General features: G+C 47.6%; 22 protein-coding genes and 2 tRNA genes. 16 read left to right on the top strand and 8 right to left on the bottom strand.

The window, feature by feature from the left end:
• Positions 1–95: 95 nt before the first annotated feature.
• On the bottom strand, positions 96–1,265 hold the full coding sequence (gene hemW / locus BUA40_RS08750) for a radical SAM family heme chaperone HemW (RefSeq protein WP_072800254.1): 1,170 nt from the start codon (positions 1,263–1,265) through the stop codon (positions 96–98).
• 66 nt (positions 1,266–1,331) lie between these two features.
• On the opposite strand from hemW, the gene BUA40_RS08745 reads away from it, so the two are divergent.
• The 11 genes from BUA40_RS08745 to BUA40_RS08695 all read left to right on the top strand — a co-directional run bounded on the left by BUA40_RS08745 (position 1,332) and on the right by BUA40_RS08695 (position 10,936).
• Positions 1,332–1,511, top strand: a complete 180-nt coding sequence (locus BUA40_RS08745) for a hypothetical protein (RefSeq protein WP_072800253.1) — start codon at positions 1,332–1,334, stop codon at positions 1,509–1,511.
• Between the two features lie 7 nt (positions 1,512–1,518).
• Positions 1,519–2,298 (top strand): adenylate/guanylate cyclase domain-containing protein, encoded by a 780-nt coding sequence (locus BUA40_RS08740; RefSeq protein ID WP_072800252.1) that lies wholly within the window; start codon positions 1,519–1,521, stop codon positions 2,296–2,298.
• Complete coding sequence (locus BUA40_RS08735; RefSeq protein ID WP_072800251.1) at positions 2,265–2,693, top strand: hypothetical protein; 429 nt, start codon at positions 2,265–2,267, stop codon at positions 2,691–2,693. The genes BUA40_RS08740 and BUA40_RS08735 overlap by 34 nt, the downstream gene beginning before the upstream one ends.
• A gap of 31 nt (positions 2,694–2,724) precedes the next feature.
• A tRNA-Gly gene (locus BUA40_RS08730) sits at positions 2,725–2,797 on the top strand.
• Positions 2,798–3,157: 360 nt separating this feature from the next.
• Positions 3,158–4,150 carry a PD-(D/E)XK nuclease family transposase gene (locus BUA40_RS08725; RefSeq protein WP_072800250.1) on the top strand — a complete coding sequence of 331 codons (993 nt, stop codon included), beginning with the start codon at positions 3,158–3,160 and terminating at the stop codon, positions 4,148–4,150.
• A 225-nt stretch (positions 4,151–4,375) separates the two neighbouring features.
• Positions 4,376–5,236, top strand: coding sequence for a TIGR02147 family protein (locus BUA40_RS08720; protein WP_072800249.1), 861 nt, complete (start codon positions 4,376–4,378; stop codon positions 5,234–5,236).
• Positions 5,229–5,984 (top strand): hypothetical protein, encoded by a 756-nt coding sequence (locus BUA40_RS08715; RefSeq protein WP_255369260.1) that lies wholly within the window; start codon positions 5,229–5,231, stop codon positions 5,982–5,984. Before BUA40_RS08720 ends, BUA40_RS08715 begins: the two co-directional genes overlap by 8 nt.
• Before the next feature lie 24 nt (positions 5,985–6,008).
• Complete coding sequence (locus tag BUA40_RS08710) at positions 6,009–7,226, top strand: hypothetical protein (RefSeq protein WP_072800248.1); 1,218 nt, start codon at positions 6,009–6,011, stop codon at positions 7,224–7,226.
• A 23-nt stretch (positions 7,227–7,249) separates the two neighbouring features.
• A complete protein-coding gene (locus BUA40_RS08705; protein ID WP_072800247.1) occupies positions 7,250–7,684 on the top strand; it encodes a GtrA family protein in 435 nt (144 codons plus the stop codon).
• Positions 7,662–9,188, top strand: coding sequence for an NAD(P)/FAD-dependent oxidoreductase (locus BUA40_RS08700; RefSeq protein ID WP_072800246.1), 1,527 nt, complete (start codon positions 7,662–7,664; stop codon positions 9,186–9,188). The genes BUA40_RS08705 and BUA40_RS08700 overlap by 23 nt, the downstream gene beginning before the upstream one ends.
• A 2-nt stretch (positions 9,189–9,190) precedes the next feature.
• The gene (locus BUA40_RS08695; RefSeq protein WP_072800245.1) at positions 9,191–10,936 is read left to right on the top strand and encodes a hypothetical protein; all 1,746 of its coding nucleotides are present in this window, start codon (positions 9,191–9,193) and stop codon (positions 10,934–10,936) included.
• A 93-nt stretch (positions 10,937–11,029) separates the two neighbouring features.
• Here BUA40_RS08695 and rplT read toward each other — a convergent pair whose 3' ends face one another.
• From rplT to infC, 3 genes are read right to left on the bottom strand one after another with little or no spacing between them, the layout of a single operon-like run.
• A complete protein-coding gene (gene rplT, locus BUA40_RS08690) occupies positions 11,030–11,380 on the bottom strand; it encodes a 50S ribosomal protein L20 (protein WP_072800244.1) in 351 nt (116 codons plus the stop codon).
• An 11-nt stretch (positions 11,381–11,391) separates the two neighbouring features.
• Positions 11,392–11,589, bottom strand: a complete 198-nt coding sequence (gene rpmI / locus BUA40_RS08685) for a 50S ribosomal protein L35 (protein ID WP_072800243.1) — start codon at positions 11,587–11,589, stop codon at positions 11,392–11,394.
• An 18-nt stretch (positions 11,590–11,607) separates the two neighbouring features.
• Positions 11,608–12,234 (bottom strand): translation initiation factor IF-3, encoded by a 627-nt coding sequence (gene infC / locus BUA40_RS08680; protein WP_233247974.1) that lies wholly within the window; start codon positions 12,232–12,234, stop codon positions 11,608–11,610.
• A gap of 125 nt (positions 12,235–12,359) precedes the next feature.
• On the opposite strand from infC, the gene BUA40_RS08675 reads away from it, so the two are divergent.
• Positions 12,360–12,431 (top strand) — tRNA-Gly (locus tag BUA40_RS08675).
• Positions 12,432–12,471: 40 nt separating this feature from the next.
• Here BUA40_RS08675 and BUA40_RS08670 read toward each other — a convergent pair.
• Both BUA40_RS08670 and BUA40_RS08665 read right to left on the bottom strand, forming a co-directional pair.
• Complete coding sequence (locus BUA40_RS08670) at positions 12,472–13,980, bottom strand: FISUMP domain-containing protein (protein WP_072800241.1); 1,509 nt, start codon at positions 13,978–13,980, stop codon at positions 12,472–12,474.
• A gap of 11 nt (positions 13,981–13,991) precedes the next feature.
• On the bottom strand, positions 13,992–16,121 hold the full coding sequence (locus BUA40_RS08665) for an FISUMP domain-containing protein (protein WP_072800240.1): 2,130 nt from the start codon (positions 16,119–16,121) through the stop codon (positions 13,992–13,994).
• Between the two features lie 52 nt (positions 16,122–16,173).
• On the opposite strand from BUA40_RS08665, the gene BUA40_RS08660 reads away from it, so the two are divergent.
• Both BUA40_RS08660 and BUA40_RS08655 read left to right on the top strand, forming a co-directional pair.
• Positions 16,174–17,334, top strand: coding sequence for a class I SAM-dependent RNA methyltransferase (locus BUA40_RS08660; protein ID WP_072800239.1), 1,161 nt, complete (start codon positions 16,174–16,176; stop codon positions 17,332–17,334).
• Positions 17,335–17,363: 29 nt separating this feature from the next.
• Complete coding sequence (locus tag BUA40_RS08655; RefSeq protein ID WP_072800238.1) at positions 17,364–18,569, top strand: MFS transporter; 1,206 nt, start codon at positions 17,364–17,366, stop codon at positions 18,567–18,569.
• A 3-nt stretch (positions 18,570–18,572) separates the two neighbouring features.
• On the opposite strand, the gene BUA40_RS14795 is transcribed toward BUA40_RS08655, so the two are convergent.
• On the bottom strand, positions 18,573–19,406 hold the full coding sequence (locus BUA40_RS14795) for a GGDEF domain-containing protein (RefSeq protein WP_255369259.1): 834 nt from the start codon (positions 19,404–19,406) through the stop codon (positions 18,573–18,575).
• A gap of 360 nt (positions 19,407–19,766) precedes the next feature.
• Between BUA40_RS14795 and BUA40_RS08645 the strand changes: the two genes are divergently transcribed.
• The gene (locus tag BUA40_RS08645; protein ID WP_072800237.1) at positions 19,767–20,318 is read left to right on the top strand and encodes an NUDIX hydrolase; all 552 of its coding nucleotides are present in this window, start codon (positions 19,767–19,769) and stop codon (positions 20,316–20,318) included.
• A 28-nt stretch (positions 20,319–20,346) separates the two neighbouring features.
• Here the strand turns inward: BUA40_RS08645 and tsaA are convergent, their stop codons facing one another.
• On the bottom strand, positions 20,347–21,144 hold the full coding sequence (gene tsaA, locus BUA40_RS08640) for a tRNA (N6-threonylcarbamoyladenosine(37)-N6)-methyltransferase TrmO (RefSeq protein ID WP_255369258.1): 798 nt from the start codon (positions 21,142–21,144) through the stop codon (positions 20,347–20,349).
• Between the two features lie 81 nt (positions 21,145–21,225).
• On the opposite strand from tsaA, the gene prfA reads away from it, so the two are divergent.
• Entirely contained in the window at positions 21,226–22,293 is a 1,068-nt protein-coding gene (gene prfA / locus BUA40_RS08635; RefSeq protein WP_072800236.1) for a peptide chain release factor 1, read from the top strand.
• Positions 22,294–22,296: the final 3 nt, after the last annotated feature.

Genomic DNA, 22,296 nt, shown 5'->3' with positions numbered 1-22,296 from the left:
GCAAACTATCCTTTCCAAAGATATGATTTTTTTTCAGAAAACGGACAACAAAAATTTACGTTGTGACACGAATCGCAGGATATTTCCGAATTTGATTATTCCAAGTTGGAATAAGTATTTGCAAGGTCTGTAACGATGTCGTCCATAAAAATCCAGCCGCGTCCTTCAAGGCGCAAGCAAGATTTACGTTGTAATAAATTTGACAGATTTTCGTGCTTTAGAAAGCCCTTCGAAATCCAGCGTTCACACACCGATTTATCCAAAGAAATTCCCATTTTTTTGAGGTCTTCAGAACAAATTCCTCTAGATTGACGTAGCGAAAGCCACAGGAACTCCATAATGGCAGCTTCCCTATCCAGCTTATCCAGAGAAAGCATGGATTCCGGGCAGTCCGACTGCACATATTCCCGCCAACGGGGGTAAATTTCAGGAGCATAATAGCGAATTCCACGCAAATAGCTGTGGGCGCCTGGTCCAAAACCGGCATATTCGCCCCGATTCCAGTAATTTTGGTTGTGGGCGCTTTCAAAACCAGGTCGGGCAAAGTTCGAAACCTCGTAACGCATGAGTCCCTTGCCCTCCAGGATTTCTACGCCCCCTATGTACATCGCTTCGTACAAGTCCTCGTTTACCGCAAGTTCCCCGCGAGCCACCCGGTGCCCGAGTCTAGAGCGGGGAGAAACGTTCAAACCGTAAAAACTCACGTGATTCAGCGGATAGTCCGAAAGCCTGTCCACATCAGCCAAAAAACCTTCAACAGTCTGCCCCGGCAAATCGAACATCAAGTCCGCATTTACCTGCAAATTCGGCGTAGAAGTCAAAAGTTCCAGGGCCGCCACTCCCATTTCTACCGAATGGGATCGGCCAACGGTCTTCAGAATTTCAGGATCGAAGCTCTGGAGGCCGAGACTGACGCGATTGACGCCAAAATCCAATGCGTTTTGCAGCGTAGCCTTATTTGTCGATTCCGGGTTGAATTCCATGGAAAATTCTTTCAATTTCGAAGAATCCACCCCTACCGACTGAAGGCAGCCCAAAATTTTCTCCAAAAATTCCGGCGGTAATTCCGAAGGCGTCCCCCCGCCCAAATAAAGGGTTTCCGCGGTCGAAAGCAGCCCCGGATGCCTATTTTTAAAACATACAATTTGCTTACACAACAAATCCGCGTATTCGCCAAAAAGCCTCGACTGCGAGGGCATTACGCGAAAATCGCAATAATCGCAAATATGGCGGCAAAAAGGGATGTGAACGTAAACACAAAACATCTTTTACAAACGAATAAAAATATTACAATAAAACTTTTTTATAAAATTTAGATTATATAGATAGATATGGATACCAGGAAAAAAAATAATTTCAAGAAAAAATTGAAGAAGCGGATCCCGCTCCTGATTTTCCTGACGTTATCTACCACCATCTTCTTTTTGGCATCGACCCTTCTTTTGGACGAATCGTACAAAGACATCATCATTATCGCCATGATTTGGGCGTTGCCGCTATTTATCCACTGAAGGTGCTATGGCCATTACCCGATTAACGCAGCGTAAGTGCAAAGCGATTGCTTTCTATATCTTGACCTGGGTTGCTTTTACCTTGAGCGCCTCGGCCCTTTTGACTTACGGCTCCGGCAACGGATTTGATTCGACCCGGATGCTATTCATGCTGCAGTTGTCCCTACTCACAGGCCTTTCTCACGCCATTTACGACGTGATGATTCTGCAAGACGAAATGGACAAAAGGCCCGTTGCAGCGGCCCTCATTATCCGTTCCTGGTTTTTCTTGGCAAGCATCTGCGCAAACCTCATTCTCTGCATTCTCATTTGGGATATCGACCGCAGCGAAGGCCTGATTAACGAAGCCGCCCTGCAGCACGTACAGAACGTCTTTAAACAGCCCAAGACCCACATTCTGATATTCGAGCTGTTTATGCTCGGACACCTGATTACCTTTATCCGTTCGGTCCACAAGAAATTCGGAACCCGCGTCTTCATCAACACCCTGCTCGGCAAAAACCAGGATCCCAAAGAAGAAGACCTGGTATTCATGTTTATCGACATGAAGCATTCCACCGAAATCGCCGAAGAACTGGGACACGTCAAGTACAGCAACTTTATCCGTGACTACTACCGTCTGCTTTCAAACTGCTGCGAAGAAAACCACGGCGAAATTTACCAGATTGCAGGCGACGGAGTCTTCCTGACCTGGAAGATCAGCGACTGCCGAAAACAGGCCAGACCCATCGACTGCTTTTACGATTTTGCCGAATGCCTGGAACGCACTGCATCGGAGTCTTCCTGACCTGGAAGATCAGCGACTGCCGAAAACAGGCCAGACCCATCGACTGCTTTTACGATTTTGCCGAATGCCTGGAACGCACTGCATACAAGTTCAAGAAACGCTACGGCGTAGTCCCCGCATTCAAGGCGGCCGCCCACTGCGGGAAAGTCATCTCCACCGAAGTCGGAAACTTCGGCAGCGAAATGGCCTACCACGGCGACGTACTGAACACCACCTCCCGAATCCAAACCCTCTGCTCCAAACTCGGCCAGGATTTCTTGATTTCCGAAGACCTTTATATACGCCTGCCACTACCCCTCCCCCACGGTTTTTTGAGCGTAAAAGCCGGATTTTTCGAATTAAGGGGCAAAAAGAACGGAATTTTGATTTTTTCTCTGCATAAGCCCTTGACATAGTGAATTTATTATTCTATAATTGGGTCACCCCGCGGGAATAGCTCAGTTGGTAGAGCACGACCTTGCCAAGGTCGGGGTCGAGGGTCCGAGTCCCTTTTCCCGCTCTAAAAAAGAAACGCCACCTTAACGGTGGCGTTCTTTTTTATTCGCGTGACGGGACTCGGAGACGAGAAGAGGGGCCGACTAAATAATGAGTTGCGCGAAGCGCGTGCGAATTATTTAGGAACTCACGCCCTAAAGGGCGGGAGGCCCGCCAGGGTGAGGAGCTAGCCGGTCGCAGACCGGAGACTAGCGACGAATCAATCCCTTTTCCCGCTCTAGCATTCCCCACCCACCCATCCCCAATAGCAAACATCTTTTTACATCAAAAACGACCCTCAACTGCTCGAAAAAAGCGTGTATATATAAAGATAGGGACAGTCCTTATTCGCCCAACGGGGGCGTACCCGGCTTTTGGAAAAGAAATGACTTCTGAAAACAACGGCATTTTGCCGATAAACTTGGTCAACAGGAATCTCAGCCACGAATTTCTAGTTGAGAAAACTGTCGAAGAAATCAAGAAACACAAGTATATCAATCCACTTTACGACGCAGGTTTCAAGGCTTTCTTGAGCGACGAACACACCCTTCTCAGTTTCTTGAACGGTGTCTTTCAGACAGATGAAAGAAACAGGATTGAATCCGTAGTTATCAAGAACACCGAAATCAACATCATCTTCCCCGCTGTAAAGCAGTTCAGACTCGACATCCGTGCCACAACTTCAAACGGACTTTGTTTTAATGTCGAAATGCAGAAAGCTAGGCCGGACTATTTTGTGGATCGAGTCCTTTTGCAGCACAGCGCTTTTGTACTACAAAGTAAATATGAATGGGACCAGATTAATTTCGGCCAACTTTCCGTAGACATTTCTGACGAAGAACGCGCCAAGCGTGAAGTTCATCGATATGAAATTCCACCCACGTACGCCATTTGGATTTGCGACTTTCCTGTGGGCAAACAAAACGACTTTCGTGGGACCTGGGCGGTACGAAACGAGAAAGGCTTGACATTGAGCGAAAAGATTAAGTATATTATGTATGATCTGACGAAGTTCACCAAGACCTTTGAAGACCTCAAAAATGATGAGGACCGCTGGCTTTACTTGCTCAAGCATGCGGGCTCGGCCGAAAACCTCCCAGATTTCAATGACGATGTCATTGCAAAGGCAATCAACAGGCTGCTGGTAAACAAAGCGTCAGACAAACTACTCAAGGAACAGGCAGACGACATGGTATTTACGGAAGAGCAATTGGACCGTATGGCATTGGCAAGGGTTCGCGCCCGTGCAATTGTCCTTGCTGAAGGCGAACAAAAAAAGGCTCGCGAAATGGCTCGGGCACTTAAAACCATGGATGTTCCCATTGAAAAAATTGTCGCAGCGTCAGGACTTACTCAAGCAGAAGTCGAAGCTTTGTAATTATCGCAAAAAAAAACAAGTCTATTGAAGAAGAGTTTCTTGCTCTGAAACCATAAATCTTTTGAACCACTAGCCTCGCTAGTGGTTTTTCTTTACCCATCCCGTATAAAAAATTTCCCGTTTCTTGATTTTATACGCAAAATTATACATTTTGAATTAAAATCGTAATTTTTGTATAGAATCACATCTCTCACCCACATAATAAATCGGTATATTTAAGATATAATGAAATCTGTGATTGAGTACGAAGATTACCGTTCGTTCATGAACGATTACTACCAATGGAAAAAGCGGACGTCTGCTTTTTCTTGGCGTGATTTTACAAAGAAGGGCGGATTTACTTCACCCAATTATATGAAACTTGTGTGTGAAGGCAAGAGTGGCTTGTCGAAGAATGGAATAGAACGTGCCGCTGACGCGATGGAGCTTGTGGGTGCAGAAAGAGAGTATTTTAGACAACTTGTGAAATTTGGACAGGCAAAGAGTGATGCTGACAAAAAGGCCGCCTATACAGAAATGAAGGAAATTGCCTGTGCTCACAAGGTTCGTGTTTTAGAGGGGGAATCAGTCTCTTTTTACGAATCGTGGAAATATCCTGTGTTGCGCGAACTTGCTCCCATGATGCCCGGAGCGAAGCCTTTGGAAGTTGCCAAGGCGTGTGGAGGTGCTTTCTCAGCCGAGGAAGTTCGCAATGCGTTGGCGTTTTTGACCCGAGCGAAGTTCTTGAAGAAGACTGCGGATGATGTGTACGAGCAGGTGGATCGGTCGCTTCAGATGTCAGTTGCCGCCATGCCGGTGCTCGTTCGCGAAATGCATAAGGAAATGGCTGATTTTGCAAAAGAAGCTATTGAAAAATACCCCATAGATGAGAGAAATTTTACGGGCATCACTATGGGAATAGACGATGAAGACTATGCCGAAATTTTAAAAGAACTGGAAACTTGTCGCAAAAGAATCATATCTATTGCGACAGCAAAAAAGGGCGGAAACCGAGTGTACCGATTGAATATGCAAATGTTCCCGCTTACAGAAAAAATTCAGAACAATGAAACCTCACTTAAAAATAAGGAGCATAACCATGAATAAACGAATCATTATTTCTGCCGCAGCAGTGATTGCTCTTGCTGCTTGCTCCGAAGATAAAGGAGCGGGAACTTCCGTTGGAATAGACTCCACTGCGGAAACACTGTCCGATGCTGACATCGCGTTCATGAACAGTATGCTGGATTCCTTTGGGAGTAGCAATAAGGCTGTTGTTTCTGACGATGTTAACGACGTGACACCGACAGATGATCCGACGCTCACTCTCTCGCCGGTCTTGTTTACGTTTACGACCGGGAAGGAAGTTGTGTACAACGAGATAAAGTCCAGCGGAAGTTGTTGGGTAAATCTGTATGATGAAGAAAAAGGTATTTCCTTTTACAAGTCTAAAAAGGAAAAGATTCCTGGCTATAGCACCATTCTTGATCAATACGATGATGCAACCATTCTCCTCAAGGAAAACGAAGGGTCGCTTTATATGCAGGATTTGCACTATAAAACCTTTGCAGGAAAGACGGAACTTTGTGTGTCCGATAGCATAGATTTTGTTGCCGAATGCAACGAGAAAGGCGGCATTTATAGGATTTACAATGACGGTTGCGGCGCTTCCCTCGAAATGTCCTGTGTAGTCAAGGCCGCGGACCAGACTGAACTCAGGACTATCGCCAATACATTCAAGGGCGAATGCGAATCGTTTATTGCAAATCTCCCCGAAGCGGAAGAATTGCCTACCGTGCATTGCCAAGGCGATACGGAAAACGAAATGGTCTGCGACACAACTTGGAACGAGTAAGGAATTTTTTAGGGTTTCTTGACAATGAGATTTGATTCCGGATTACTATTGCTTTGTTCGCTTACTTTGTTGCTGGAATCTTGTTCTGAATCGAACAAGGTATCTGGCGGTACAATCGAAGACCAGAATGCTCTTTTAGAGAAACAGGTGAACGATTGGTATGATTATGGCTTGGATTTGAACGAGGCTGCATATGCCAAAATAGACGGAGGTAGGTTGGCCGTTTTGGATGATGGCTCGGGCGCTCGTGCAGAGTGTACCGCGGATAGTGCTTCCATAGCGATGACCATACAAATTTCCGGTTCTGTTGCGGTGACAACCTTGAAAGCGGAAGGACTCGAACAATCCTGTGATTCTGCTTTTGCCGAGTTCAAGACTAATTGCGATAATAAGTCTAATAGCGAATTCTTTAGCCTTAGTGAAGGTTGTAAGGAAGGAGCATTTGATGCCGCTTGTCGAGTAAAGGCAATAGGATCTGATTCTGCGAATATCTTGATAACTTATTTTAGCGCTATCGCTACAAATCGGTGTTTTGAAATGTCAAGGAATGCCCAAAATTCAACGGGTAGAGGGGTAACACCGTCTTCTTCGTCAAAAGGGGGTGAAAGTTCAAGCTCTTTTAGTGCTGGCGGGCGAGAGCCTTTGTCAACTATATCTCCTAGCGATACGGCAATAACAATCAAATATGATCAAACACTCGAAAATTATGTCTTGCAGTATGCTTCGAGTGTTGAACAGCTTTCTTTTGACGAACATGTAATTGCATACAACGGATTGCCAAGTATGAATTGTATAGATTTTGCGGAATTGACGTTGAATGTAAACACGATGGAGCTAAAATCGCCTTTAGTTAAAATTGAAGAAAACGACGTTTCACGGTGTTTTCCGATGACGGCGAAAATAATGAAAAATCGTCTAAAAGAAAAGAATGAAAGTTGCCAATACTTTATAACGTTTGTAGATGGCGGCGGCTTGCTTACTGGAAGTGTTTTGAGTCATGTTGCCGATGGCGAACTGGAATTCACGAAAGTGAAACCTAGTGGGGAATGTGTCTCTACTGATGATTATTTTTCTGTATTCTTCCTAATTGAAGATTGCGAAAATGAAATAATGTCAACGGAACCGCAAGTCAACCACAAAACTTATGAAAGCGAATTCTGGAAATGTGAAGATGGAAACTACAGCCCCAGTCCGAAGGCGAACCCTTATGGGGAGTGGTTTAGAGGTTCGTTGCTTTTATAGTTAATTAACAGAATTTCCGAGTGATGTCTGCGTTTTGTATGGTGCTAGCCCAACTAGCACGTTACTCTCTAGTGGGTGGATTCGCCTTTGTCATTGATTTCGGGCTTTTCGCACTCTGCCTGTACGCCCTTGAATGGCATTATCTGCTAGCAAACCTTATGGGTTTAATAGCTGGGCTCACTTTAAATTACGCCCTAAGCATAAGCTGGGTATTCTCCGATTGCGAACGACGACTAGAAAATCGAAAACTAGCAGAGTTTTCCGTATTCGCCATTGTGGGTTTCATCGGTGTTGGAATCAACGAACTATTGATGTTGCTACTAGTCAACTTTTTCTGCGTACAAGAAATGATTTCGAAGATGATTGCCGCCACCATAGTCTTGTTGTGGAATTTTTGCAGTCGTAAACTGATCTTATTTAAGGAAAAGAAAACGGATGACTTCGGGAAAAGAGACTAATAAAATTGCCATTATCGCAGGCGCAGGTCCAGCAGGATTGACTGCAGCCTTAGAATTGCTCCGTACAACAGATATAAAGCCCCTTATTTTCGAGATGGACGATATCATCGGTGGAATTTCGCGCACAGTCAACCACAACGGGAATCGAATGGATATTGGCGGGCACAGATTCTTTAGTAAGAATGACTCCGTTATGAGTTGGTGGCTAGATATATTGCCCTTAGAATCTCCGAATGAGCCCAATCCGGAGAAGGACGACTTGGTAATGCTTTGTCGCAGTCGACTTTCCCGGATTCTCTTCTTAAGAAAGCTATTTGATTACCCCATCAGTTTAAACCGAGACACCATTCGCAATCTAGGTCTTTGGCGGATGTTCAAGATTGGCATGAGTTACCTGAAAGTGCAGCTACTCCCCAAACGCAAAGAAAAAAGCCTTGAAGATTTTATGATAAACCGCTTTGGCGTCGAGCTCTATCGAACATTCTTTAGGGACTACACCGAAAAACTTTGGGGAGTTCCCTGCAACAAGATTAGTCCAGAATGGGGCGGCCAACGTATCAAGGGGCTTTCTATCACCAAGACCATTCTTCACGCACTCAAACAAACATTCGCAAATTCCTCCGACATCCATCAGAAAGACACCGAAACAAGCCTTATCAAACAATTTCTCTATCCGAAATTCGGTCCTGGTCAGCTTTGGGAAACCGTCGCCGGGAAAGTGACGGAGTTGGGAGGAGAAATTCACATGAATGCGAAAATTGTTGGCGTGAACCGCAACAAGAATGGCAACCGCATAGAAAGTGTCGTCGTTGAGAGCACCGATGCAGATGGTTTAATCACAAAAGCGACCTATCCATGCGATTATTTTCTCAGCACCATGCCGGTAAAAGACTTAATCGCAGCGTTGTCTAACGGAGCAACTCCCGTGCCAACAGAAATCAGGCAAATTTCAGAAGGTCTCGTTTATCGCGACTTTATAACTGTAGGGCTACTGCTTGACAAATTGGAAATTGGCACGACCGACAACTGGATTTATGTTCAGGAAAGTGACGTGAAATTGGGTCGCATTCAGATATTCAACAACTGGAGTCCTTACCTAGTTAGCGACCCATCCAAAATCTGGATTGGACTTGAATATTTTGTCAACGAGGGCGATGACATGTGGACAATGCCGGACGCCGATTTCATTCAATTAGCAATTAACGAGCTGGACAAGATTCACGTCGCAAAGCCTCAGTCTGTCCGAGATTCTGTAGTATACCACATCAAAAAGGCATACCCCGCCTACTTCGGAACTTACGGAGAATTCGCGAAGATTCGCGACTATCTCGACACCATCGAAAACCTATTCCCCATGGGCCGTAACGGCATGCACAAATACAACAACATGGACCACAGCATGCTTACCGCCATGGAAGCGGTCACGTGCATACGCGAAGGCTTCTCCGACAAGACCAATCTCTGGAATGTAAACACTGAAGAAGATTATCACGAGAAGAAATAACCATGAAAAATTTATCCAAGTCTTTAGAACTCTATTGCGTCATCGGCATTCTAATATGCTTCGGCATTCTCCATTACGGACAGGTTCGAGTAGAAAACATCGTTCTGCACCAAGGACTTACAGAGAGCCCCATTATACTCCCACTATCGCAAAGTATGGGTGTAGGCGAAAGATTCAGCGTCAGCTTTGTTGTGTCCAATCCGTTAAATGCACCCTACGACATCAACATTATTCCCGATGATTGCGCAGAATCCATTATCGTCAATGGCAACGCAATTTCTTTAATGAACTACGACCGATGCAACTTCGGCAAAGGCTTTTGGCTTAAAGACTCCGTTACATCACCGCATCGCGTAGGAAACAGGACTCATTACGAAATAAACTTGATGAACAAAGGAGGAATCGCAGGAATCAACATTTTCCCGAAAGATTACAGTACGCTATTGTTCTTTATGAAGCTGATGATAGCGATTTTCACAGGATTAACCGTGGCATCGATCGCGAAGCGTTTTAAGCTGAATAGATTTTTACTTCTATGTATTCTTATCGGTGTATTCCTACGTTTTGCGATGTTCTACGCCATGCCATACACCCAGTTTACGATGGACGTGGAAGGTCACCTCTCCTATATTCAATATATCGTAGACAATCATTCTATTCCTGACGCAAAAGACTGTTGGACTTGTTACCACCCACCCGTTTACTACACAAGCGCAGTTCCTTCATTTTTGCTTAGCGGGCTGATTGGCTATGCCTCTAGTTCAGGAGTACAGGCGTTCAGCCTAGCCCTCTCAATCTTCTTACTGTTATGCGGTTTAATCATATTGAAAAAATTTGTTTCCGGCATTCCTCTGCAAATTGCGGCTATACTTTGGACCGTTTGGCCCACCCTACTCCTAGTCGCACCAAGAATCGGAAACGATCAACTATTCTATGCATTACATGTTGCATGCCTATTAGCTGGATTCAACTATATCAAAAACGGAAAAGGGCTACACCTCATTGTCGCAACCACAAGCGCAGCACTTGCGGTTTGGACAAAATCCACAGGCTACGTCACTATCGGTCTTGTAATCTTATTCGCCTTTATCGGCTTTGTAAAAACGAATCAGCTGCATCGCCCCTACAAAACAGAAATTGTCGGATGGGTTTTACTGTCGCTTGTTTTTATTGGAATTGTCGCAGGGCATTTATCTCATGACGGTAATTTCGTCGCCAACGCAAGCAGTTTAAATTCTAGCCTAAGAGTCGGTAACGAAGCAAAGAACTATCTGTATTTCGATTTGAAATCATTTTTGACGGAACCTTACACCAACGGATGGGCCGATGGGTTCGGCAGGGAATACTTCCTTAATTTCGCTTTAAAGTCATCTTTATTTGGTGAATGGAAACTAGTCAACACTTCAACCGGAAACACCCTTGCATTGTTAATGAGCCTATCGCTACTCGGATTAATCATTTTCGCAATTCGAGGCTGGTGGAAAACTAAGCTTGACATTTACCATTGGATTTTGTTCATTCAAGGAGTCGCATTCCTCGCCGCTCTCGCCTACTGCCGCTACAAATATCCTTATGCCTGCAGCAACGATTTCCGCTATATTATGCCCGCCCTACTTAGTTTTCTGCCTTATGTTGGGCTTGGTGTTAACCAGAACGGGTTCTCCCTAAAATGGAAAATTCTCGGAATGATTACGGTAATGGTCTTTGTAGTATGCTCCGCGATGCTGATGAGCAACATCTTTAGTTAAGGCCTGCTGCACATTCTCCAGCAAAAAAGCACCCCGCTCGTTTAGAGCAGGGTGCAATTTCTCGCGTGAAGATGAAGCTAGGCTTCAGCTCAATTAAGCAGCCTTCACAGTTTCGACGACCTTGGCAAATGCTTCCGGATCGGCGACGGCCATATCGGCGAGAACCTTGCGGTTCATCTTGATGTTGGCCTTGGAAAGCTTGTAAATGAACTGGCTGTAGCTGATGCCGAGTTCACGAACAGCGGCATTGAGACGAGTGATCCACAGAGAGCGGAAGTCACCCTTCTTGTCGCGGCGGTGAGCGTAGGCATACTGACCGGCGTGGGCTACGGCGTCAATGGCAAGGCGAAGGTTGCTCTTGCGACGGCCATAGAAACCCTTGGCGGCCTTGAGGATTCTTTTGCGGCGTTCGCGGGAAGGAACTCTGGTTTTAGCGCGTGGCATTCTTACACTCCTTATGCAACGACAAGCAGACGCTTGACATGGTAAACATCAACTTTCTTAACGAGAGCGCCCTTACGCAGGTTACGCTTACGCTTCGTGGACATCTTGGCAAGAATGTGGCGCATGCCAGCACGCTTGAACTTGACGTGGCCGGAGCCAGTCAGGCGGAAGCGCTTCTTAGCACCGCTGTGTGTTTTCATCTTAGGCATTTTTACCTCTTTAGGTTATTAAGTTGAAGCCTCACCTGCTGCCATGGGCTCGGTTACGGGCTTTGGTGCCGGGGCCTGCTTTTTGGCAGTACCTGCACCGCGTTTTGGACCATAGATAGAAAGCATTGTGTTGCCTTCGACCCTGGAGTCCATTTCCAGATCGCCGTACTGGAGCAAGTCTTCTTTAGCACGCTCCATCAGGCGTTTGCCGTAGTCCATGTGCGCCATTTCGCGCCCACGGAACTGCATAATAAGCTTGACCTTCATGCCATCCTGCAAGAACTCAGCGGCCTGCTTGATCCTGTACAGGTAGTCGTTCTCGGCAGTCTTCGGGTGCATCTTGATTTCTTTAAGCTTCACCACGTGCTGCTTGGCCTTTGCGGCCTTGGCCTTCTTGATCTGTTCAAACTTGAACTTGCCGTAGTTGATGATACGGCATACAGGCGGCTTAGCATTGGGAGACACTTCCACCAGGTCCAGTCCGGCGTCCTTGGCCATCTGGAGAGCCTGTTTGGTATCCATGATGACGGCCTCGCCATCTTCCTTTACAAGACGGATCGGGGAAATGCGAATGTCTTCGTTAATGCGGGTTCCGTCACTCTGTCTGTTCGGCATGCGACGGTCGCGGGGGTTTTGTAACGCCAAGTTAAGCTACCTCTAGGTAAAATTGTTATTGTGGCGGTAAATATAGTTTTTTTAATAAAAAATGCAAGAACTTTTTAACGAACCCCTTTGAAAATAGGCGGATTTTTGTATAATTGGACTTGCTCGCGGCGGTAGCTCAATGGTAGAGCCTTAGCCTTCCAAGCTAATGGTTGCCGGTTCGATCCCGGTCCGCCGCTCTTAGACCCTTCTTCGGAAGGGTCTTTTTTGTACAATCAGCTATTCCTTGTCCTTCATACAGCGGATCGAAAGCCAGTAATCCGTGTAATAAGACATAGAAGCACCTATTTTAAATGTTTTGTCGAGAGTGGTAACCGACAAGATACGGGTCGTATCCGAGGCCGAGGAGTCGACTGTATAGTAAATAGCAATGTATCCGTAAGACACGTAATCCCCAGCTCGTTCCTTCTTTACCCCAGCAGGGTAAATAGTCAAGCCCAAGGCATCGTATGCAAAGGACCGGTCCGCACCCCAGCGGGTTGTCGACTTGAGCAACGGTTCGACAGATTCAATTCCTCCGTTCGTCGCAATCGCATAAGCCTTCAGCTTATCCCAATCATTAGTCGAAGGAATTCTCCAGCCTTCGGGACAAGCCTCGAAAATATCACTCTGCTTATACAGGCGCCCCAAGAAATCACAATAGGATTCGCTTCTTTCATAGCAAGCGCTATTTTCCGTCGCATAATTGATGTTGCTGGACATCCAGACTTGGCTATCAGTTTCAATCGTATTATAAACGTGCCCATCACGTTCATCCACATATTCGCCAAAAGGCCCCGTATATTTCTGAATAGCCGGGGGTTCGGTCCAATCTTCAACGACTCTCGGGCCGGCTCGAACTTCGTCAATACCAGCAGGCAAAGCTACGGAATTGTCCTTGATGCAACGCACGGAATACGCATTATCATAATTACCGGCGGCATTCACAAAGTCAATGATGCTAAAATGCACCACGCTATCATCGGTTTTGTAGGTTTGATAGGCTCGCCTAAAAGGATACCCGCCGTTAAGGTCACTTTCGTTAGAGGTGATCATGTGGGCCGCAATACCTGCGTCATAATAGTTTCCATTGGGATCGCGATAACCCGCCGGAAGCAAGGCGAACCCGTACAGATCCTTGCTAGGCATATCATACGTCCAGCCGAAAGTCGCCCCGAGATAATTTTCCGTCCAATCACTCGGATATTCCGGAGCACCCAAGTGCTGTTTAAGAAACGCTACAGCGCCGTCATATTCGTTTTGCGACGGAAGATGCCAGCCCGAAGGGCAAACGGTATTAGCTACTGCATAGGTGTAGAGCCTTCCGTATTTTGCGCAGTTCGGTTCGTAATCCTGGTAGCAGTATCCTTCAGGAGCATAATCCAGGTTTTGTCCGAACCACAACGTACTTCCAAGGAGCACCGTTCTGTACGTCTTGCCATCTCTGGGATCCGTAAAGGTCGTATCAAAATCCTGAACAGCAACCACACGACTTGACGATGATTGCTCGTAAGACGAAGAGAAGTACAGCTCCAAAGACGAAGAACTCTGCACGCCCTGAGACGAGGAGCTTGAATTGCCTGCAGATGAACTGCTAGAAGTCCCTAACGAACTGGAGGACACCTCGCTAGAAAGTCCATCATCCGGATACAAATCGTCATCGTACGGTCCCGAGCTGCTTTTTCCTTTGCAGCTCACCAAAACCATTGTAGCGGTCAAAAGCACCGAAAGTTTAAGAATAAGATTCATAGTTTTCCCCCTTACCTATCCAAAACGCAGCGTACAGAACGGCCCTGCTTTTTATCCTTGACCAGTTTCGTCACGCTCTTGGACCCAACAGCCATCGAATAATAGTAGGCAGTACTGTCATTGTAGGCGTTGGCAGTCCAGAAATGAGCCTCGGTCTCCAGGCCATGATACGCCGTATCGACAACGCCCGCACCAAGAGCCGAGAAGCCGTAGTCATTCTTGTTCATAGGACCGCTCTTGTAGAAGGCAGGATCCTTCAGCAGTTTACCCACACTAGGATCGTTCCCGACGGCGTTTATGAGATTTTCCCAATCATCCTTGGTAGACACATGCCATTTTTCGGGGCACGAGCCCTGCTTTGTGCCGTTGAGAGTCGCCGCATTCCAGCTGTAAAGGCGGCCATAAACCTTGCAGTTGCTTTCATCATCTTCATAGCACCAGGATTCTTCAGCAAGCAGATCGCTGTCGCCTGCATAAGCCAGGTTCTCGGCCATCCAAGTATCTTCGCCGATTTTCACCGTTTTGTAAGTCTTACTGTCACGTTCATCTACATAGCTATCATACACAGCATGAGACACATAAAAACCAGGTTCATTTCTCAGACAACGAACGGCATGGAATTTATACTTGGACCTGAGATAAGGCTTTTCGGCAACATTGTCATGCCCCTCCGAAATGTACAACACATCTGCAGAGTCCGCATGATTGTTGGTTTTCCAGAAGGTGGCGTAATCTGTGATATTATTTATTCGTTCCCATTCATCGTAAGTGGAAAGAGGCTTGGCATTAAAGGAATAATCATCTTCAAGCGGGGCTCCATTGCGCCACAAATCGACGGACTTTAAATTCTTTCCGGCATGATTGAAGCCGCCTGTATGCGAAATCAACGTGTCAAATTCAGCCTTCGTAGGCAAGTGCCAACCCTGCGGACAAAGCCCCTGGTGCATCAAGGTATCGTCATATTGCTTTTCGGCGTACACATAGGGAATATCCATGGCACCAGACCAACGGTAAAGTCGACCATAGTCTTCACAATAAAATTGCATGTCCCCAAAGCAGCGGCTACGATCCAAATCATCGGCATAGCCCCCTTCCGTTACATAGTTCAGGTTCTCTGCCATCCAAATTTGAGTACCGATAACCACCGTCTTGTAGACTTTGTTATCGCGTAAATCCGTCAAGGTATTTTCAAGGCTATCGTATACGGAGCCTTTTTGGGGGGCAGCCGTTTTGCCTTCATCAAAGTCCCTATTTTCAAGACAACGTACCGGCAAATATGCATCTCGGGTATAGCCGCCAATAGTTGCCTTTGAAGTTTTGTCGACACCCAAACCGAAGGCATAACCGCCCATATCAGGGAGGGAAGACCAGAAAACGTTTTCTGTCGCATCGCCAAACCAAGTGGATGCGCTGTATCCTGCATACCGGAGATCATCCGTTATATAACCGACGAATACAATCGAAAAGCCAAACTCATCTGTCGGCCTTTCTTCGTCTTCTTCTTCGGGCCAAGCGTTGGGGAACTTTGATTTAAGAGCTGTACCCACATGTTCTTCGCCCACCTTGTTAGCGACAAAGGTCAACAACTGCTTGTATTCCAAAACAGTCGGAATGTGCCAACCAGGAGGACATATACCCGTGTGGTTCTCGGGAAGAATGGAATCCTGAATCTCGCTAGCGAAGGAATCATAGTTGTGTGAAGAATCAAGGCCAACAGCATCGGGCCATTCATAGAGGCGTCCTTCCACATATCGGCTTTGTTGGCAGCGTTCCGTCTTGACATTCAGATTTTGCGCCATCCAGTTCTGGACGCCGATTTTCACGGTCTTGTACTTCTGGCCATCGCGGAGGTCAATCAATTCGCCATAGGAGATTTCCGGATTCAAGACTTCGTCGGCAGATGCAATCGAGGAACTGTATTCCGTCACATACCTATCGCTGCTACTGCTATAGCTGCTCGAAGAATTATTCTTTTCAGTGCCGCTGGAACCCTTATTGTTTTCGGAACCCTCGGATCCACCTTCGTCGTCTATTTCGGAATAGCGGTCGTCTTCCGTATTCGTAGAGCCGTTTCCGCCACAAGCAGAAAGAACTAGAAAAGCAGATGCAGCCAAGACTGCAGCAGGGAATTTGAATCCCATATGTTTCCTCCTATTAGCTAGCTTGAAATATAAAAATTTCTAAATTTGTTTCATGCTCTTCGAACAAGCCATTGCACATCAGATTCCGGGCTATACCCGCGAAGCCGATTCCGCCCACGGCGAATCGCTCGCCATGCTCGACTACAAAGACGAACTCCGCATTAAAGACGAGGCCATCCGCGAATTTTGGGATGTAAACCGCCTTGCCGGAAACCCACAAAAAGTTATCGCGAGCCCGCTCCCCCGCGCTTACCGCACCACGAGCAAGCGCCGCGTGTTCATGCAACCGGGCAACCTGCAATTCGACCGTCAGGAATCAATGCTGGAACCCGAAGAACACAACAAGATTTACGATTTTCTGTTTGAGAAGCTGATTACGCCGGCCTACAAGCCGCTCGCCTACGCACTCAACTGGATTATTATCCGCGGCACCTACCAGTATCGCGTGGTGATTTTCAACATCAAGAAGATTGATGCAAGTGTCGTGCGCAAGCTCAAGCTGATTTCAGAAGCATTGCAGGCTTCACCCTTCCACGTAACCGCCGCCCACGCCTACGTGGACACGACCGAATCGGATTACTACCTGGAAGCCAAGCGCCCCACCGAAGGGCTGAACTTCAAACAGCTTTTTGGTCCTCGCGAAATGAGCCTTTCTTTGGGCAAGTTTAGCCTCAAATACCCGGTCACGGGATTCAGCCAGATTAACGAAAGCCAGATCCACAACCTGATCAAGGCCGCTAGCCGCGTGCTTTCGCTGACCAAGGAAGACCATTTCTTGGATTTGTACTGCGGATACGGACTTTTCAGCTTTGCTCTCGGCGAAGCCGCCAAGACGGTACTGGGCGTGGAATGGGAAGGTCCATCCATCGAAAGCGCCAAGGCCTCGGCGAAGTACCTCAAGAAAAACTATCGCTTTATCGCAGGCAAGATCGACGAAATGTTCGTACAGACGAGGCTTCCGCGGCCGGTCCCTGGTGAACCGGAAAAGATTCTTCTGGACCCGCCGCGCAAGGGTTGCGAACCGGGCGTGATTCACGCTCTCGCCATGCGTAAGCCCATCCGCGTCGCTCATATTTTCTGCGGCACCGACGAAATTCCCGAATCGCTCCGCGAATGGGAACGCTACGGCTACCGAGTACGTGAAGTGCAGCCGCTGGACTTGTTCCCCGGCACACCGCACCTTGAAACCATCGTGATGCTCGAGAGAAAGTAGGAAGTAGACGGTAGGCAGTAGGAAGGGACATGTCTAACGGAAATTTGACAAGCGCATTATCCGAAGAAAAACCTCCACTTTGGACGCGGAATTTCGTGACGGTTGCCGCCGCGAACTTCTTGCTGTTCTTCAGCTTTTACCAGCTGCTCCCGATTCTTCCGCTCTACATTATTGATAAATTCCAGACGGACAATGCCACGGCAGGCATCATCATCTCGCTTTATACAATAGGCGCGCTTGCCTGCAGGCCCTTTGCCGGATTCCTAGTGGATACACTCAGTCGAAAGCCCTTGTACTTTTGGACTTTTTTCGCATTCACTGCCTGCTTTGTGGGCTACAAGGCCGTCAGCATCATCGTGATTCTTGCCGCAGTCCGCTTTTTGCATGGATTGTTCTTCGGTATTTCAAGTACCGCGAGCAACACGGTCGCTATCGACGCCCTGCCCGCCTGCCGCCGCGGCGAAGGAATCGGCTATTTCGGCATCAGCGTGAACCTCGCATTTGCAACGGGCCCCATGACCGGCATGTTCCTATACGAAGCATTCGGCGACACCATCGTATTCATCATCTCGATTGCCCTTTGCGTCATCGGGCTTATTCTGGTGCAGACCTTGAAAATCGCCCCGAAAGAAAAGAAGCCTCATGCGCCCCTTTCGCTGGACCGATTCTTCTTAACCCGCGCCATTCCGCAGTTCGTGAATTTTATTTTCGTGGGTTTCGCCTACGGTCCCGTGACGAACTACATTGCGCTCTATGCCAAGGAACTTGGCATCGGAGGCTCCGGTTGGTTCTACGCACTCATTGCGGCAGGCCTCATTCTCAACCGCATCATGACCGGCCGCTTGATTGACCGCGGTTACTTGATCCATCTTGTTGGCACAGGCATGACGCTGAATGTAATCGCTTACTTCATACTCGCCATGAGCCACGCTTCCGCGACCTTCTTTATCGCGGCATTCCTCATTGGCACAAGCCTCGGCCTGATTTTCCCGGGCTACCAGACCATGTGCGTGAACCTCGCCCGCCACGACCAGCGCGGCACAGCCAACAGCACCTATCTGAGCGGTTGGGACATCGGTATCGGTTCTGGAATTTTGGTGGGCGGCGCCATGGCAGGTCATTTCGGAATGCACAGGCAAGTATTTTTCGCCTGCGCCGTAGCCCTAGTGATTGCAGACGTCCTGTACTTCACCTGGACCGCAAGGCATTATTTAAAGAATAAATTGGAAGGATAAGCGTTAGGAACGCTTGTCTTCGTACATCATCAAGTCGGCTTCGGCAACGCTTTGCTTAAAGCTAGAAGCTTTACCATCCCAAAGAGCATAGCCCAAACTGACGTTTACGGCATAAGTCAGCGAAGCCGGACGATTCGAAACTTCTTCTTTCACACAGGTTTCAATGACACGGACTGCAATTCCAGGCATTTCTGTCGGAACGACCATCAAAAATTCGTCACCGCCATAGCGGCACAAGAATGCCGATTTTCCTAGGCGGGAGCAAGCATTCTTCAGCGCCTTGGAAACAAGCTCCAAGGCCCTATCGCCTTCGACATGTCCATAAGTATCGTTAATCTGCTTAAATTTGTCTACATCCACCATGATTACATAATGGTCAATAGAATCATGCTGCGACAGAAGGTAACTTTCGAGCTGGTTACGGTTATGGAGCCCTGTCAAAGAGTCTGTAGAAATCAATTGGTTCTGCGAATTCAAATAGACAAACAGAATAATCATCGTGCACCAGAAACAGAAAATCGGTGTCGTAAGCGAAAGGAGAATCTGCGCAGAACCGGCCACAATACAACCCGGAGTGTAGCTAGCCACAATCAGATAAGTCTTTAGGCTCAGGTGGCTATGCGGTTTAAGTACGCGGCCAAAGCAACGGACGGTCACCGTCATGATATAGACAAACGGTAAGAAGACCAATATGAAATAATAAAGGTGTACCGGTTCCAAATTCTTGTCAAGCCAAAACTCGGGCACGGCAATGAACGAAACAAGCAACAATACGGATTCTACATAAATCGGAATTCTAAGACCTCTGCGAAGACGTTGAATTTGCAAGCGGGTCATTTCTGGCCGAGTACTTATTTCGGCATAGGCAAAGCAACAGTAAAATACAATAGCGATAATAACAGCATTTAAATAATTGACAGTCAAAACACTGAAAGCTGTTTTCGGAATAACATTGTTATTCACTAAAGCCCATACCGTGTCGCTAACAAAATAGATGATATGCCAAACGACCAAACGGGAGAACAGTTTGAATTTCAACTGCGGTGTCGGGAGTTTTTTGATGCTGTACAAAAGAAGCATCAAAATGCACGCACACATGACACTTACTTCTGCATAAAAAATAAAATCACTCATATTCTACACCTACCGCACCAATAATAGCAAAAATCTTACATTTCAATTACTAAATTGCCCCATATGAAACCCTGGAAACTTTTGAATTCGGAATATCTGGTAAACGCCCCGTGGCTGAAAGTCGCTAAAGAAACCTGCGAATTGCCCAACGGCAAGGTAATAGACGATTTTTATACCCTATGGCAACCGGATTGGGTGCTGATTTTAGCCCGCACCGCCGAAGGCAAATGGGTCATGACGGAGCAATACCGCCACGGTACCGGAAAAATTGCGCTGGAATTCCCCGCCGGAATCATTGACAAGGGCGAAACTCCGGAACAGGCGGCGATAAGGGAATTGCAGGAAGAAGCGGCATTCTGCAGCTCCGCCGAAAAAGTCACTTACCTAGGCACTTTCCCCGTAAACCCGGACAGGCACCGCGGCAAATTCCATGTAGTATTCATTGACGGAGTCGTCAAGGCCGGTACAACGCATTTCGACAGCACCGAAGAAATTGAAAGTTTGCTGCTTAGCGACGAAGAATTGCAGGCCAAAATGGCCGACGGTACCTTCAATCACCCGCTGCAAATGGCGGGGTATTTGAAGTATAAGTTAGCAGTAGGAAGTAGGAAGTAGGAAGTTTCCACTGTATACTGTCTACTTCCTACTGTCTACTATTAAACGCTCGGTGTAAATCCTTGTCGCCGTATTTATCTTCGGCGCCAGGCTTTAAATCTTCGACGGAATAACCGCTGGTAACGCGCAGCAGTAATACGCTGCGGGCCGATTCATCGTAGCTAAAGTGGATGCGGAAGGTGCGGTACGCAAGCACACCCGTATGTGCGGATTCGTCGACGGTTAAGCGGCGACGGGAACTGTCGAAAACATCTTTCGAGAAATTTCCACGGGAAAGTTGCACCTGAGCAAAGCTTTCCAAATCGAATTCGCTGCGTTCGGCAATCCAACGGTTCTGTTCCGCAAACTCTTCGGACATTTCGACCGACCACAAGTCACCCACTTGTTCTTCGACCCAGCCCGCTTTGGCATCGGGAAACGCATCTGCCATCGGAATGTAGGGCTTGATATCGAGTACAGGCGTTCCGTTCAGCAAATCCGCCTCATCTACATACAAAGTAAGTCCTTCGATTTTCAAAAGGCGCACGCAACTGAGCCCAATCGGATTCGGGCGGTAAGGGCTACGGCTTGCAAAAGTGCCCACGCGGTCTTTGCCCTTGGGCGGTACAGGCGGGCGCGTCGTCGGGCGCCAGCCCTCGTTCTCGTGGAATTGGAAAATCACCCAGATGCGTTCAAAGCCATCCAAGTCGCGGAGCGCCATTTCAAAGTTCTGCCCCGCATTCAATTCAATCCGGCCCGGATGCCCTGCAAACAGCCTCCCCTGCCGGGGAGCGTCGTACTTGTAAATGGCATCGCCATAAAATGTACCGATTGAAGAAATTTCCACAGCAGAAAATATAGAATTTACCACCCTTTTTCCTGTCTACTGTCTACTGCCTACTGTCTACATTTTCTACCTTTGCGCACGATGAAAGATAAAGCTAAAAAACTGATTGAAAAGTACGAAGAACTGGAATCGGAACTCGGCAATCCGGACGTTCTCGCTGACCAGGCTCGTTACAACAAGATTCACAAGCAGTACAAGGGTATCGAAAAGGCCGTTTTGAAGGCCAAGGAATACCTGCAGATGCTGAACGACCAGGAAGAATGGAAGGCCGCACTCGGCGATTCCGACCCTGAAATGGTCGCAATGGCAAAGTCGGAACTTTCCGACATCGAAAAGAAGTTGCCGGGAATCACCGACGAACTCCAGATTTTGATGGTGCCGAAGGATCCGTGGGATTACCGCAATGCCACGCTCGAAATCCGCGGCGGTACCGGTGGTGACGAATCCGCCCTGTTTGCGGGCGACTTGTTCCGCATGTATCAGGGTTACTGCAGCCGCATGGGCTGGAAGATGACCATTCAGGATGCAAGCGAAGGCACCGTGGGCGGTTACAAAGAAATCCGCGTGTTCATTGAAGGCGACAGCGTGTACGGAACGCTCAAGTTCGAAAGTGGCGTTCACCGCGTGCAGCGCGTGCCCGAAACCGAAACACAGGGCCGAGTGCATACCTCTGCCGCAACGGTCGCTATTCTCCCGGAAGCCGAAGAAGTTGACGTGGAAATCCGCGAAGCCGATATTCACATGGATACCTACCGTTCTTCGGGCGCTGGCGGTCAGTACATTAACAAGACGGACTCCGCCGTGCGACTCACCCACATTCCGACCGGCGTGGTGGTGAGCTGCCAGACCGAACGTAGCCAGTTGCAAAACCGCTTGCACGCTATGGAAATGCTGCGTTCCAAGATTCTTGACGCCGTGATTGCCAAGAAGGAACAGGAAGAAGCCGCTAGCCGTAAGGCCTTGGTGGGCACCGGTGACCGTAGTGCCAAGATTCGTACTTACAACTTCCCGCAGAACCGCGTGACCGACCACCGCATTGGTCTTACGCTGTACAATTTGGACAAAGTCATCACTGGCGACCTCGATGAAATCATCAACGGCCTGCAGATGGCTAACGCCCAGGAAAAGCTCGGTAAGTTCAACGCTTAAGGT

Source organism: Fibrobacter sp. UWT2, assembly GCF_900142545.1.
GTDB lineage: Bacteria > Fibrobacterota > Fibrobacteria > Fibrobacterales > Fibrobacteraceae > Fibrobacter.
This window is presented reverse-complemented; position numbering and strand designations above follow the sequence as displayed.

Bases quoted from the DNA above. Each gene is read 5' to 3' on its own strand.
- BUA40_RS08740 (WP_072800252.1), top strand. From the start codon at position 1,519: ATGGCCATTACCCGATTAACGCAGCGTAAGTGCAAAGCGATTGCTTTC.
- prfA (WP_072800236.1), top strand. From the start codon at position 21,226: ATGAAAGATAAAGCTAAAAAACTGATTGAAAAGTACGAAGAACTGGAA.
- BUA40_RS14795 (WP_255369259.1), bottom strand. From the start codon at position 19,406: ATGACCCGCTTGCAAATTCAACGTCTTCGCAGAGGTCTTAGAATTCCG.
- BUA40_RS08665 (WP_072800240.1), bottom strand. From the start codon at position 16,121: ATGGGATTCAAATTCCCTGCTGCAGTCTTGGCTGCATCTGCTTTTCTA.
- BUA40_RS08660 (WP_072800239.1), top strand. From the start codon at position 16,174: ATGCTCTTCGAACAAGCCATTGCACATCAGATTCCGGGCTATACCCGC.
- BUA40_RS08645 (WP_072800237.1), top strand. From the start codon at position 19,767: ATGAAACCCTGGAAACTTTTGAATTCGGAATATCTGGTAAACGCCCCG.
- BUA40_RS08735 (WP_072800251.1), top strand. From the start codon at position 2,265: ATGCCTGGAACGCACTGCATCGGAGTCTTCCTGACCTGGAAGATCAGC.
- BUA40_RS08655 (WP_072800238.1), top strand. From the start codon at position 17,364: ATGTCTAACGGAAATTTGACAAGCGCATTATCCGAAGAAAAACCTCCA.
- BUA40_RS08720 (WP_072800249.1), top strand. From the start codon at position 4,376: ATGAAATCTGTGATTGAGTACGAAGATTACCGTTCGTTCATGAACGAT.
- BUA40_RS08705 (WP_072800247.1), top strand. From the start codon at position 7,250: ATGTCTGCGTTTTGTATGGTGCTAGCCCAACTAGCACGTTACTCTCTA.
- rplT (WP_072800244.1), bottom strand. From the start codon at position 11,380: ATGCCACGCGCTAAAACCAGAGTTCCTTCCCGCGAACGCCGCAAAAGA.
- BUA40_RS08710 (WP_072800248.1), top strand. From the start codon at position 6,009: ATGAGATTTGATTCCGGATTACTATTGCTTTGTTCGCTTACTTTGTTG.
- BUA40_RS08695 (WP_072800245.1), top strand. From the start codon at position 9,191: ATGAAAAATTTATCCAAGTCTTTAGAACTCTATTGCGTCATCGGCATT.
- BUA40_RS08745 (WP_072800253.1), top strand. From the start codon at position 1,332: ATGGATACCAGGAAAAAAAATAATTTCAAGAAAAAATTGAAGAAGCGG.
- BUA40_RS08670 (WP_072800241.1), bottom strand. From the start codon at position 13,980: ATGAATCTTATTCTTAAACTTTCGGTGCTTTTGACCGCTACAATGGTT.
- BUA40_RS08725 (WP_072800250.1), top strand. From the start codon at position 3,158: ATGACTTCTGAAAACAACGGCATTTTGCCGATAAACTTGGTCAACAGG.
- BUA40_RS08700 (WP_072800246.1), top strand. From the start codon at position 7,662: ATGACTTCGGGAAAAGAGACTAATAAAATTGCCATTATCGCAGGCGCA.
- rpmI (WP_072800243.1), bottom strand. From the start codon at position 11,589: ATGCCTAAGATGAAAACACACAGCGGTGCTAAGAAGCGCTTCCGCCTG.
- BUA40_RS08715 (WP_255369260.1), top strand. From the start codon at position 5,229: ATGAATAAACGAATCATTATTTCTGCCGCAGCAGTGATTGCTCTTGCT.
- hemW (WP_072800254.1), bottom strand. From the start codon at position 1,265: ATGTTTTGTGTTTACGTTCACATCCCTTTTTGCCGCCATATTTGCGAT.